Origin of the sequence: Gordonia alkaliphila (assembly GCF_023017165.1) — a bacterium.
GTDB classification, from domain to species: domain Bacteria; phylum Actinomycetota; class Actinomycetes; order Mycobacteriales; family Mycobacteriaceae; genus Gordonia; species Gordonia alkaliphila.
In genome coordinates this window covers 2,995,269-3,007,700 of the sequence record NZ_JALKBW010000001.1, presented here as the reverse complement: position 1 = coordinate 3,007,700, position 12,432 = coordinate 2,995,269, and the positions used below count along the sequence as shown (strand labels likewise).

Annotated in this window: 11 protein-coding genes; 4 read left to right on the top strand and 7 right to left on the bottom strand. The window is 68.8% G+C overall.

Annotated elements, in window-relative coordinates; translation table 11 throughout:
* Window positions 1-22 precede the first annotated feature (22 nt).
* Complete coding sequence (locus MUG78_RS13660) at window positions 23-271, bottom strand: DUF3039 domain-containing protein (protein WP_246995648.1); 249 nt, start codon at window positions 269-271, stop codon at window positions 23-25.
* 86 nt (window positions 272-357) lie between these two features.
* On the opposite strand from MUG78_RS13660, the gene MUG78_RS13655 reads away from it, so the two are divergent.
* On the top strand, window positions 358-759 hold the full coding sequence (locus MUG78_RS13655; RefSeq protein ID WP_246995646.1) for a DUF3099 domain-containing protein: 402 nt from the start codon (window positions 358-360) through the stop codon (window positions 757-759).
* A gap of 108 nt (window positions 760-867) precedes the next feature.
* The gene (locus MUG78_RS13650) at window positions 868-1,830 is read left to right on the top strand and encodes a sigma-70 family RNA polymerase sigma factor (protein ID WP_246995644.1); all 963 of its coding nucleotides are present in this window, start codon (window positions 868-870) and stop codon (window positions 1,828-1,830) included.
* Between the two features lie 17 nt (window positions 1,831-1,847).
* On the opposite strand, the gene MUG78_RS13645 is transcribed toward MUG78_RS13650, so the two are convergent.
* Together MUG78_RS13645 and MUG78_RS13640 are read right to left on the bottom strand one after the other, a co-directional pair.
* Complete coding sequence (locus MUG78_RS13645) at window positions 1,848-4,604, bottom strand: bifunctional acetate--CoA ligase family protein/GNAT family N-acetyltransferase (protein ID WP_372493238.1); 2,757 nt, start codon at window positions 4,602-4,604, stop codon at window positions 1,848-1,850.
* Complete coding sequence (locus MUG78_RS13640) at window positions 4,597-5,841, bottom strand: acetoin utilization protein AcuC (RefSeq protein WP_246995642.1); 1,245 nt, start codon at window positions 5,839-5,841, stop codon at window positions 4,597-4,599. The genes MUG78_RS13645 and MUG78_RS13640 overlap by 8 nt, the downstream gene beginning before the upstream one ends.
* Before the next feature lie 96 nt (window positions 5,842-5,937).
* Between MUG78_RS13640 and MUG78_RS13635 the strand changes: the two genes are divergently transcribed.
* A complete protein-coding gene (locus MUG78_RS13635; protein WP_246995640.1) occupies window positions 5,938-6,618 on the top strand; it encodes an iron-dependent transcriptional repressor DtxR in 681 nt (226 codons plus the stop codon).
* Between the two features lie 13 nt (window positions 6,619-6,631).
* Here the strand turns inward: MUG78_RS13635 and MUG78_RS13630 are convergent, their stop codons facing one another.
* Window positions 6,632-8,434 (bottom strand): HNH endonuclease signature motif containing protein, encoded by a 1,803-nt coding sequence (locus MUG78_RS13630; RefSeq protein WP_246995637.1) that lies wholly within the window; start codon window positions 8,432-8,434, stop codon window positions 6,632-6,634.
* A gap of 322 nt (window positions 8,435-8,756) precedes the next feature.
* On the opposite strand from MUG78_RS13630, the gene MUG78_RS13625 reads away from it, so the two are divergent.
* Window positions 8,757-9,317 carry a hypothetical protein gene (locus MUG78_RS13625; RefSeq protein ID WP_246995635.1) on the top strand — a complete coding sequence of 187 codons (561 nt, stop codon included), beginning with the start codon at window positions 8,757-8,759 and terminating at the stop codon, window positions 9,315-9,317.
* A gap of 33 nt (window positions 9,318-9,350) precedes the next feature.
* On the opposite strand, the gene MUG78_RS13620 is transcribed toward MUG78_RS13625, so the two are convergent.
* The 3 genes from MUG78_RS13620 to MUG78_RS13610 all read right to left on the bottom strand — a co-directional run bounded on the left by MUG78_RS13620 (window position 9,351) and on the right by MUG78_RS13610 (window position 12,277).
* Window positions 9,351-10,367 (bottom strand): TIGR03617 family F420-dependent LLM class oxidoreductase, encoded by a 1,017-nt coding sequence (locus MUG78_RS13620; RefSeq protein ID WP_246995633.1) that lies wholly within the window; start codon window positions 10,365-10,367, stop codon window positions 9,351-9,353.
* 20 nt (window positions 10,368-10,387) lie between these two features.
* Window positions 10,388-11,488, bottom strand: coding sequence for a DUF4192 domain-containing protein (locus MUG78_RS13615; RefSeq protein WP_246995631.1), 1,101 nt, complete (start codon window positions 11,486-11,488; stop codon window positions 10,388-10,390).
* 162 nt (window positions 11,489-11,650) lie between these two features.
* The gene (locus MUG78_RS13610) at window positions 11,651-12,277 is read right to left on the bottom strand and encodes a hypothetical protein (RefSeq protein WP_246995629.1); all 627 of its coding nucleotides are present in this window, start codon (window positions 12,275-12,277) and stop codon (window positions 11,651-11,653) included.
* Window positions 12,278-12,432: the final 155 nt, after the last annotated feature.

Below are 12,432 nucleotides of genomic sequence, written 5' to 3'. Positions count from 1 at the left end.
CGGCCGGGACTCGCGGACGGACCTATTTCTTGATGCGCGCGTACACCTTCTTGCAGCGCTCACACACCGGCGAGCCGGGCTTGGCCGACTTGGTCACCGGGAAGACCTCGCCGCAGAGCGCCACGACGTGGGTGCCCATCACCGCGCTCTCGGCGATCTTGTCCTTCTTCACGTAGTGAAAGACCTTGGGGGTGTCGTCGTCCTGCTCGGTCCGCTCGTCGTGGTCTGTGCGCTCGTCGAGATCGGGGCGCTCGATCGTCTTGGTGGTCATGGTCTCCATTGTGACGCACCCGGCGGCCGATGTGCACCGCGTGCTGGGCATGTGCGCTGGCCGCCCAGAAGTGGGACAGTGGATGCATGGCGACGGGTATGGGTGAGACGAGCGGGCAGCACGACAATCGAGCGGATGCCTTCCTCATCACCCGTGCCGACACCAGCCTCGACGAACAGCACCGTGCACGCGTGCGGAAGTACCTGTTCATGATGAGCTTCCGACTGCCCGCTCTGGTGATCGCGGGCATCGTCTACGGCGTCACCGGCAGCGCCTGGTGGGCGGTGGGCATCATCCTGTTCTCCGTGCCGCTGCCGTGGATGGCCGTCCTGATCGCCAACGACCGACCGGCCCGCAAACACGGTGAGGTGCAGTACTACAAATTCGGCGCCGGCCGCACCGTGGGACCGGGCGAACTGCCCGCCGAGGCCACCGAGCCGGCGTGGCGGGTGATCGACGTCGAGCCCGACCAGCGCAAACCCGAGTGATCGGAGATTCCTTAGCGAACTCTCATGTCGGCCGGGAACCTTCTGGACCCGCGTGGCGTTAGACCAGATGAACGCATTGGTTGATCGTCGCCGACAGTAGGAGGCCGCATGTCCACCGCAATTCGCCCCGTCCCCACGCCCGAAGATCTGGACGCCCAGTCGCCGTCCGCGGATCTGGTGCGCGTCTACCTGAACGGTATCGGCCGGACCGCGCTGCTCAACGCCGAGCAAGAAGTGGAACTGGCCAAACAGATCGAAGTGGGGCTGTACGCCAACCACCTCCTGAACACCCGCAAGCGCATGGGTCCGGCGCGCAAGCGCGACCTCGCGATCCTGGTGCGTGAGGGCGAACGCGCCCGCGCCCACCTCCTCGAAGCGAACCTCCGCCTGGTGGTCTCGCTGGCCAAGCGCTACACCGGCCGCGGCATGCCGCTGCTGGATCTGATCCAGGAGGGCAACCTCGGTCTGATCCGCGCGATGGAGAAGTTCGATTACGCCAAGGGCTTCAAGTTCTCCACGTACGCCACCTGGTGGATCCGTCAGGCCATCACCCGCGGCATGGCCGACCAGAGCCGCACCATCCGGCTCCCCGTCCATCTGGTGGAGCAGGTCAACAAGATCTCGCGTATCCGCCGGGAACTGCACCAGCAGCTCGGCCGCGAGGCGACCGACGACGAACTGGCCGCCGAGACCGGTATCACCGCCGAGAAGATCGCCGACCTGATGGACCACAGCCGCGATCCGGTGAGCCTGGACATGCCGGTCGGCAGCGACGAAGAGGCCCCGCTGGGCGACTTCATCGAGGACGCCGAGGCCACCTCCGCGGAGAACGCGGTGATCTCCAGCCTGCTGCACTCGGACATCCGTCTGGTGCTCGGCACGCTCGACGACCGGGAACGCCAGGTGATCACCATGCGCTTCGGCCTCGACGACGGGCAGCCGCGCACGCTCGACCAGATCGGCCGTTCGTTCGGTCTCTCCCGCGAACGCGTCCGGCAGATCGAGCGCGAGGTGATGGGCAAGCTGCGCGAAGGCGAGCGCGCTGACAAGCTGCGTGCCTACGCCAGCTGACTCAGGATCCCAGCGCCTCAGGAACCCAAGCGACGCGGTCCGGTGTCGGCGAGAGTCGGCACCGGACCGATGGCGAGTCGGGCGGCCAGCACCGCGGTGCCGTCGGCCGACGACAGGATCGGGTCCAGGCCCACCTCCCGGATCTCCGGGATCGCGTCGACCAGCGCCGAGACCCGCATCAGCAGATCCACCAGCGCGTCGATGTCGGCAGGCTGCTCACCGGCGGCCCCGGCGAGCAGTTCCGCCGAACGCGGTTCGGCAACCAGGTCGCGCGCATCGTCGACGGTGAGCGGCACCGCCCGGTAGCTCCGGTCGTCGAGCGTCTCGAACAGCCGACCGGACAGACCGAACGACACCACGGGTCCGAACGAGCGACTCTCGGTGACCTGGATGCAGACGCCCGGGCCCTTGGGCGCCATCCGCTGCACCTGCAGGGTGGACTCTCCGGTCAGGGCCTGCAGCTCGGCGAACGCGGTGATCACCGCGGTGGCGTCGGACAGGTCCAGGCGTGCGCCTTCACGGTCGAGACGACCGATCCATTCGCTGGCACCGGCCTTCACCGCCACCGGGAAGCCCAGTTCCCGCGCGGCCGCCGATGCCTCGTGGAGGGTGGACACTTCGCGGAACTCCACGATGTCGATGCCGTACCAGTGCAGCACCTCCGCCGTCTCGGTGGCGGTCAGTTCCCGTCCTCCGTCGCTCATCAGCTCGCGCACGTAGCTGCGCGCGTGCTCGGCGGCGATGCCGGGCAGTTCCACCGGAGCGGCATCCGGTCGCGACCGCCACTGGGCGTACCGCCAACTCATCGCGAGCGCGTGCGCGGCGCGTTCGGGCTCGGGGTACGACGGGATGGATCCGCGGGTGGGCACACCGCCCGGCCCCGGCACCGACAGACCGATCGGAATGCCTTCCACCGCAAGGAAAGTCGTCACGATCGGCTTGGTGGCCGACTCGGGCGAGTCTTCCGCGGCCGCCATCAACGACCGTGAGTACTCGGCGGTGTCGACGGCCACCGGGGGCACGAAGACCACGATCAGCGAGTCCACACCGGGATCGGCCAGCGCGTGCGACACGGCGTCGGTCAACTCCTGCTGCGGAGTCGCCGGCCCGAGGTCGACGAGCGACACCACGTCCAGACCCGAGCTACGCGCCGAATGCGCGGCCAGCGAGGCGATCACCGACGAGTTGCCGATGATCGCGGTCCGCGGTCCGGCCGGCAGCGGCTGATAGGCCAGCACGGCGGCGACGTCGAACAGTTCGGCCAGCGTGTCCACCTGCAGCACACCGGCCTGGGCCAGCACCATCTTCGCGATGCGGTCGTCGAGGGCGCCGAAACGTTCCTTCTGCTCCCCCACCCGCGTCATCGCGCCGCGCCCGGATTTGATGGCGACGACCGGCTTGTTACGGGTCACGCGCCGCGCGATGCGTCCGAACTTGCGCGGGTTGCCGAAGCTCTCGAGGTAGAGCAGGACCACGTCGGTGGCGTCGTCGGTGTCCCAGTACTGCAGCACATCGTTGCCGGACACGTCGGCACGGTTGCCCGCCGAGACGAAGGTCGACAGCCCGAGTCGACGGCCGGCCGCGTGATCGAGGATCGCGATGCCGAGGGCACCGGACTGACAGAAGAAGCCGACCCGCCCGGGTCCCGGGATCCGCGGCGCCAGCGTCGCGTTGAGCGCGATCTCCGGAGCGTTGTTCACCACGCCGAGGGCGTTCGGTCCCACCAGTCGCATGCCGTGGGCTCGCACCTGTTCCACCAGCGCGCGCTCGGCGACCAGGCCGTCGTCGCCGAGTTCGCCGAAGCCCGCCGACACCACCACGAGCGTCTTGACGCCCTTGGCCATACAGTCGTCGAGCACTTCGCCCATCCCGGCGGCCGGCACGGCCACCACGGCCAGGTCCACCGGGTCGGGGATGTCGATGACGCGCTCGTAGGCGCGGATGGCGCGCACCGAGCGCGCCTGGCCCGGGCCGTTGACCGGGTAGACCGGGCCGGTGAAGCCCGCGGCGATGAGGTTGGCCAACAGCACGTGGCCCACCTTCTTCGGATCGGTCGAGGCGCCGATCACGGCCACCGACTGGGGGCGCAGAAGATTCGCGATGCTGCGCGCCTCGGAGGCGCGTTCCCGCGCGTTGCGCACCGACGTCAGCGCGTCGGTGGGGTCGATCTCGAACTCCACGTGGACCGTGCTGCCGTCGAAGGCGCGGCTGATCTGATAGCCGGCGTCGCGGAACACGGCGACCATGTTCGGGTTCTCCGAGAGCACCTCGGCCTCGAACTTGGTGAAGCCGTTCTCCGCGGCGGCACCGGCCAGGTGCTCCAACAGCACCGGGCCCAGACCGCGACCCTGGTGCCCGTCGGCGACGACGAACGCGACCTCGGCCGAATGCGGCTTGCCGCTCTGCGCGAGGCCCTCGTACAGGCCCATGGCGATCACTTCGTCGCCCAGCCACGCGAGCAGCGCGACGCGGTCCCGATAGTCGACGGTGGTCATCCGCACCACTTCGCGGGGCGGCAGCTTCGGGGTGGGCCCGAAGTAGCGCAGGTAGCGGGTGCGTTCGGACAGCCCCTCGTGGAAACGCACCAGCGCGTCGGCATCGGCCGGGGTGATCGGACGCAGGTGCACCACGCCGCCGTCGGAGGCGAGGGCGTCCGCCGCCCAGTGCCGCGGATAGTCGACGGCCGCCGAACCGGTCGAAACCGGTTCGGTCACAACAGCTTCGGGTGCAGCAGCGTCGGCCGCGGCAGCGTCCGGTGTCGGCTGGTCAGTCACGAGGATCCTCCGGGTCGAGTCCGTGCAGGGGGAAGACGGCGCGTCGGGTCGCCAGAATGGCGCGATCGGTCTGCTGCTGGGCCGCCTCGGTGATGCCGTCGGGCGGGGCCGCCCCCGCGTCACCGTCCCAGGGCACGTAGTCCACGTCGCCGTTATCGCCCATCATGGCAACCGGCGGCCGCGCATAGTCGGGATGCACGTGCTCGGTCATCTCCACCGCGCCTTCCAGCCACTCGGCACCCACCGGTGTGGTGAAGTCCACGTCGCGGTCGAGCACGGTCGCGATCAGGTGCGTCCACGCGCGCGGCACCACGTTGATCACGCCGTAGCCGCCACCGCCGACCGCGATCAGCCTGCCTTCGCAGTACTTGTCGGCCAGATCGCGCAGTGCCCGCATGGCCATCGTCTGACCGTCGACGGTCAGCGCCAGATCGGTCAGCGGATCGGCGCGATGACTGTCCACCCCGACCTGCGCGAGAATGATCTGCGGTTTGAAGGCGGCGATCATCGACGGCACGGTCGCGTGAAATGCCCTCAGCCACAAGCGATCCTGGGTGCCCGGCATCAGTGCGACGTTGACCATCGAGCCGGCAGCGGCGTCCGCCCCCACCTCGGTGGCCCAGCCGGTACCCGGCCACAGGGTGGCCGGATGCTGGTGCACGGAGATGGTCATCACCCGCGGATCGTGCTCGAAGTGCACCTGCACGCCGTCGCCGTGGTGCGCATCGATGTCGACGTAGGCGATGCGGTCGTAGCCCTGCGCCAACAGCCACTCGATGGCGATCGACGCGTCGTTGTAGATGCAGAAACCGGCCGCGTGTCCGGGCATCGCATGGTGCATGCCGCCGCCGATGTTCACAGCGCGTTGCACCGCGCCCGAATGCACCGCCTGCGCGGCCGCCAGCGTGCCGCCCACCAGCATCGAACCGGCCTCGTGCATGCGGTCGAAGACCGGATTGTCCTCGCTGCCCAGCCCGAACAGCCGCTCCAGAATCGGTCCGCTCAGCGACGCCGTGCCGGAACCGACCGCGCGCACCGCGTCGATGTAGCCCTGGGTGTGCACGGTGCGCAGGATGTCGTCGTCCACCGGCAGCGGCGGCAACGGATCCACGCCGTCGAGCACGCCGAGTCCGCGGGCCAGATCCATCGTCAAGGCGAGCCGGATCGGGCTCATCGGGTGTGTGAACGCCCACTTGTAGTCGAGGAACTCGTCGCTCCAAATCACCGCTGTCTGCACTGCACGATCCCTTCGCCCATCACACCCAGCACGCTAGTGCCTCACCTGTCACGTTATCCGGGTAACCTGGTCGTTGGCGAAAGGACTGAAGCTCACGTGAACGAACTCGTCGACACCACCGAGATGTATCTGCGCACGATTTATGACCTCGAAGAGGAGGGGATCATCCCACTGCGCGCCCGCATCGCGGAGCGACTCGAGCAGAGCGGACCCACCGTCTCGCAAACGGTGGCGCGGATGGAGCGCGACGGCCTGGTTCGCGTCGGCGGCGACCGCCAGCTCCAACTGACCCCCGCCGGCCGCGCGCTGGCGGTCTCTGTGATGCGCAAGCATCGCCTGGCCGAGCGCCTCCTGGTCGACGTGATCGGCCTGCCCTGGGACGAGGTGCACGACGAGGCCTGCCGCTGGGAGCACGTGATGAGCGAGAACGTCGAGCGCCGACTGCTCGAAGTGCTCGACAACCCCACGGTCTCCCCGTACGGCAACCCGATCCCCGGTCTCGAGGAGCTCGGCGTGAAGGTGACGCTGCCTGCCGACAAGTCCGAGCGGCTCGTCGAAATGCCCGCGGGCGAATCGGTGGTGATCGTGCGCCGGATGGCCGAGCACGTCCAAGCCGATGCCGAGCTCATCACCGAACTACGGGAGGCCGGCGTGGTGCCGAACGCCCGTGTCCGCGTGGTGATCAGCCCACGTTCGGTGCAGATCAGCAGCCCCGGCCACGAGGGCCTCACGCTGTCCTCGGAGATGGCGCACGCGATCTTCGTCGAACGCGTCTAGCGCTCGTACCCGGCTAGAACGGCGGCTCGCCCAACTCACGGGCCGCGTCGTACTCGGCCCAGGTCGCCGCCTCCTCGGCGGCGACCTGCCGGGTCCGCTCCGCCGCCCGCTCTTCGTAATTGGCCGTGCGCTGCGCTCGACGACGGGCGTGCTTGGCCGCGGCGCGCGTGCGGGAACGCTGCGGACCGTCCGCCAGGCTGCTCGTCGCAGTCCCGGTCGCGGCCTGCTGGGCGAGTTGGTGGCGGCACCGCAGGTCGGCGAGTTGCGGGAACAGCCACTGGTTCGGCGCGAGCAGTTCGACGGTGATGCCTCCGGGGGTCGTCACGCTGGAGTGATACCGGCCGTTCTCGTCGATCCAGAGCTCGTCGAGGAAGCCGGTCAGATGGGTTTTCATCAGATGATGGAAGCGACACTTTGGTAGCAGATTGCAAACGCACGTGGGCCCGCCCTGGCTGGGGCAGATGTTGTCGAACTCGGCCACGTGGTCCAGATCGCACGCGAAAGCGGCCCGTTCGCAACCGGGGATGGAGCAGGTACCCCACAGGAAGCGTGCGACGAGGTCGGTGAGCAGGCTCGGGCGGTACGGATCGCTCGGCAGCGCGGTGTTCGCGATCAGGAAGCGCGGCGGCGGACTGGTTTCGTCGTCGGATTCGCTTGCGACCGTGCCGCTTTTGTCGATTTTCGGATCGGGGCGTGCGCCATCGGCCCGGCACTCGTCCGGGCTGTCGGGGCGGGGTCCTTTTCGGTGGACCGCCGCTTCGTCGAGGTCGTCGTCGCCGATCGGATCGGCTGCGGAATCGGGTTCGAGGAGATCGCCGAGGTCGTGCTGGTGGATCACCGAGTCGTCGCGCTCGACGATCTGCCGTACATGGTCACCGGAGACAGGGCCGTACCCGTCGAGGTAGCCGCACTGGTCGCCGCCGTCGAGGGTGGTGGCGTCGCAGAGGACGTGCACGACGATCCGTGCGGCGCGGGTGTCGAGCTGGACGTCGCTGATCTGCGCGGTGCAGCCGTCGCTCTCGCAGTGGCAGGTGAACGGGATGCGCTGCAGCAGAGCAATCGCCGCGTCGGAGCGGGCTTGCGCTTTGGTCCGTGGATCGGCCGGGCACAGCCCGGCGATGACGGCGTCGAGCATCTGCCGGACGAGACGCACATCTTCCGCGGTGGCGGTGATGGAGATCTGCGCCATCCCGCTGTCCAACGCCTGGAAACCTACGTTCCGCGATGCCTTCGCGCGGTCGCGGTCGAGTTTCTCGGCGTCCGGGTCGTACTCGGCGACGAGTTTGCGGGCCATGTGGCCGGTCTTGGTGATCGACATCGACGACACTCCGCCGCGCAGGCCCATGATCTGCAGCGCCAGGGTCTGGTCGATGAGCGCCATGGTCTCGTCATCGCGGACGAGTTGGGTTTCGCTGACGATCCGGTGGAACCGGGCCCTGTCGATCAGGCCGAGCCGCATCGTCGAGAACACCGCCGGGAGCCGGTCGCGGGCGCAGACGGCGTCGTCGAGCAGGCTGCGCGCGAAGTGATCGGTGCTGTCCAGACTCATCTGCAGTTCGAGCGCAGTCTGCGCCTCCAGGTCGAGGATGGAGCGCTGGGTCACCGCGACGTTCTTACTGACCGCTTGGACGTGGTCGAACATCGACAGGGCGAACTGGAACAGCCGCCAGTCCAGGTAGCAGTGGCCGTTCTTGATCGCGTGGACGGCCTCGGCGAGGTCACCGGTGGACAGTTCCGCGAGAGAAACGGTGGCCGCGGGCATGCCGACGGAAGCCAAGTCCGCCTTCGGCCAGGCGGAAGCGGCGAGCTTCGTCATGCCTACTCACCTCCCCAAGCGAGTCAGCCACACTTATCGATCTGGTGTGCTAACTCCACGTTACGCCGATCCACCTAATAGAACAAGCATTCGAGGATGTGTATTTCCCGGATCTTCAGAAATCTTTTCCGCCATCGGGCCGCACAGTTCGGCGCAGGCATGTCCAGATCTCTCCCTTCGATCAGATGAACTTCCGTCATCCAGAACGATGAACTGTCGACCTGGAACGTTGTCAGAACGTCGATGAGCAGCATTCCTTCTATAGCTTCGCCAAGAACACGCCCACCCGGGCGTAGTCAGATTGTCGAAGGGACAGAAGTTCATGAAGCTTGCCACTCGTATGGCCACCGGTGTCGGGGCCGCTCTCGCCGTCGCCGGACTGATCGGCGGCGCCGGTCTCGCTGACGCCGCGATCAAGGCGAACAACCACACCGCGTCGGGCTCGGTGTCCGGCGACCGCATCACCGTCACCGTCAAGAACACCTCGGCTTCGACCGGGTATTGCAGCGCCTCGGCAATGGCCGGCAACCTCGAGAAGGAAACGGATCTCATCCTTGACTGGAACCGCAACGGCGATCACGAACAGCCAGCGCCCGATGACGTCGTTGCGGCCAAAGACAAGATTGTAAAGGCAGACACCACCGGCTCCGGAGAGCAGCCCACGCAGGTGCCCGCAGGACAGACCGGAAACCTTGCGCTCGCTACACCGGGCACCGGAAGCACCTTCACGATCATGACTTCCTGCGTTACGGACGCGCTCGGCAACAACCCGCAGGTGGAGCTCAGCACCTTTGTCCTCACGCGTTCGGGCGGCGGCAACACCGGCGGCGGGGACAGCGGCAGCTTGGGCGGCGGCCTGGGCAGCCTGAGCGGCCTCTTCTGATCCGCTGAGCCGGTTCCACCCTCCACCGGTCGTCTACGACGGCGACCGGTGGAGGGTGGCCAGCAGCGCCGCCACGGCGTCGGGAGCCGGCTGATAGGCCGGGAAGTAGCAGCAGACCTCGTCGGCGAAGTCGCCGAAGCGGCGACCGATCTCGGCGGCGCAGTCGGCGGGGCTGCCGACGACACCGATCCGCGCGACCATCTCGTCGGTGATCAGCGCCCGCATGGCGGCGTAGCCGCCGGTCTTGGACAGCCGGTTGAGTACCGGGTGCAGGTCTCCCCAGCCCTCGGCGTCGAGCACCGGTCGGTAGGCCGGCGTGGAGCCGTAGAAGGCGATGAGGACCGCGACGCCGTCGATCGCGGCACGCAGCTCCGCCTCATCGCGCCCGACGGCGACCATCGCCTGGCCGATGATCGGGAACTGCGCCCGCGTCCGCCCGCAGCGGCGCAGGCCCTCGTCGATGGCGGGCAGCGTGCGGTCGGTGAGGTGACGAACCGTGTTGAACGGCATCACGAGCAGCCCGTCGGCCACCTCGGCGGCGGTCCGCGTCATGATCGGTCCGAGCCCGCCCATCAACACCGGCGGCGGGCCGAACGGATTGGGCCCGGGGTCGAAGTTCGGCGGCATCAGCGTGTGCGTGTGGAACGTGCCGCGGAAGTCCAGCGGCTGCGCGCCCTCCCACGCCGCGAAGACCGCCTGCACCGCGCGGACGGTCTCGCCGAGGAACCGCGCGGGCGGATGCCACACGGCGCCGTAACGCTTCTCGATGTGCACCTTGATCTGCGTTCCGAGCCCGAGCCGGAAGCGGCCCTCGCTGTAGGCCTGCAGGTCGTACGCGGAGTGGGCCAGGTGCACGGGGCTGCGCGGCCCGGCGATCGCGACGTTCGTCATCAACTCCAGCGACGTGGTGCCGGCGGCGACGGACAGCGGCAGGAAGACATCGTGCGGCCCCTCGAAGGTGAACGCACCGTCGGCGCCGAGCGCGGCGAGTTCCCGCGCGTGCTCGGCCGCGCGCGGCAGGGAACCGTCGAGCTGCAGATGTACCTTCACCGGTGCCACCCTTGCACAACTCAGCCGGCCGGGGTGCGTGTCTGCGGTGGAAGCCCGACGCCCAGGTCCTCGCCGAGGCTGAACGAATACTCCAGCACCTCCCCCAGCCCGGTCGGCCGCATGCCGTGCAGCAGCGCGGTGTGCACCAGCTGCGCGAGATGGTACTCGGGATCCAGATCCAGTGCGCGTTCGACGGCGACGCTGGCGAACGCCCCTTCCCCGGACATGTAGTACAGGTGGCCGAGCAGGGTGGCCGCCGCGGCCCCCGGTCGACCGATCAGGCTGCGCGCCAAGCGCATCCACAGTTGTTCGGCCCGATCGCGCAGGTCGGTGAGCGAGAGCGCGAGGAGGACGTCGCGCGTATGCACCGAGCAGAGCGCCTCCGCGAGGGCATTCACCTCCGCGCACGACAGGTCGCCGTCGGCGCCGCGCCGCACCTGCCGCAGCACCAGCCGCGCGCCCGCCGCATCGGCTGCGCCCGGCGGCGCGGGCGCGACCATCGGCAGCACCGGCCGACAGGTGGTCGAATCGCAGTGTGCGCGCGGCTCGAGCACCGCGGCGAGGTCGTCGCGGCGCTCCAGGATGCGGCGTCCACCGAACACCGCGCGCTGCAGCGCGACGGGCGACATCAACGGATCGCTGAGCCGGCCGTGCGGCGCCACCTCCCCGGCGAACGGTGCGGGCGGACGCGAACGGCCCGGCCGACAGCGCGGCTCCCAACTGGTGAACCACCGTGCGCCCGTGGCCATTTCACCGATCACGAAGCCGGCCGACAAACCGCCCACCGCGGTGAAACTGCGTTCGACCGCGCGAAAGACCGCCGGATAGTCATCGGCCCGCGCATCGACCACCACCGCGACCACGCCGACGGCACCGTAGCCGGCGACGATCGTGCCCAGGTTCGCGATGCTGTCGCGCAGGACCGGGGCGGGCTTGCCGTCGGGCAGCAGCTCCAGATCCAGGCGCAGGGCCACCATCAACGTCCGGGAATCGGCGAAGGCCAGCAGGACCAGGGAGCGCTCGGGCCGGAAGCCGAGCAGCCCGGGGACCGCGGAGAGCAGTGGATCCGGATCGACCTGCAGGGCCGAGCCGTCGGACAGGAAGTGCGGTAGCGATGTCATGCATCCAGACTCGGCTCGGCGAGCGGGCCACGGCAGGGCCGAACCGCGGCGGTGTGGACAACAGTGGTTGCCCACAGGAGATCGCCGGGCCCCGGTGTGGAGCGCACGGGGCGGGGTCTAGCGTGCCCCGAGCCCCGACCAGTCCGGTCGTCACACGCTGGGTCAGGGCTTCCCGCCGAAAGCGTGGGCCACCGCGGTCGCGAAGAAGTCGGCGGTCGCTGCGTTGTCGGTATCCGACGGCGTGCCGAGCATCCGCAACTGAACCACCAGGCGGACGTCGCCGCGCTGGGCCACCCACTGCGCCGCGGTGGTCACCGTGTCCGAGCCCGGGGAGCGCAGCGTGCGCACCAGAGCCAGCGTGGTGACGTCGCCGTCGGCCCTCAGTTCGTCGGTGAGCTCGCTGCGGATCTCCTGCCGCCCCGTCGGGCCGCCGCGGAACTCGGGGCAGCCGCGCACCGCAGAAGCCAAGGCCTGCAACGATTCCGGCGATCGCACCACCATCTCGGTAAGCGTGCTGCTCTGGGCCGGCCCCGGACCGACGAGCACTACCGCGGTCGCGGTGTCGACCGCGGCGGGTGTGCACTCGGGCGGATTCACATCGCCGGTGGACGGTCGCAGCGTGATGTCGGAGACCGCGCCGGCCACCTGCGGGGCGGGCACCGGCGTCGCAGGCCCCGCCGGGAAGCTGTCCGCGGGCACCATCAGCGGGGTGTAGTCCGGTGCGGGTTCAGCGGATCCGGAGACCGAGCAGCCCGTCGCCAGGAGAACCACAGCGACAACTGCCGCCACAGAGGTAACAATTCTCACCACCCCACTGTGTCATCTTCGGGACCGACCGCGCGGGAATGACCCACCGTGGTTCGGCGTTACATGCATAGAGTTCCCGAACCTGGGACAATGATCATCTGGTCTCACGCGCGGCGCGAGACCGCCGACGAAGGGAG

Excerpts from the sequence above, each read along its gene's own strand:
- MUG78_RS13655 (WP_246995646.1), top strand. The coding sequence starts at position 358 with ATGGCGACGGGTATGGGTGAGACGAGCGGGCAGCACGACAATCGAGCG.
- MUG78_RS13630 (WP_246995637.1), bottom strand. The coding sequence starts at position 8,434 with ATGACGAAGCTCGCCGCTTCCGCCTGGCCGAAGGCGGACTTGGCTTCC.
- MUG78_RS13660 (WP_246995648.1), bottom strand. The coding sequence starts at position 271 with ATGACCACCAAGACGATCGAGCGCCCCGATCTCGACGAGCGCACAGAC.
- MUG78_RS13650 (WP_246995644.1), top strand. The coding sequence starts at position 868 with ATGTCCACCGCAATTCGCCCCGTCCCCACGCCCGAAGATCTGGACGCC.
- MUG78_RS13615 (WP_246995631.1), bottom strand. The coding sequence starts at position 11,488 with ATGACATCGCTACCGCACTTCCTGTCCGACGGCTCGGCCCTGCAGGTC.
- MUG78_RS13625 (WP_246995635.1), top strand. The coding sequence starts at position 8,757 with ATGAAGCTTGCCACTCGTATGGCCACCGGTGTCGGGGCCGCTCTCGCC.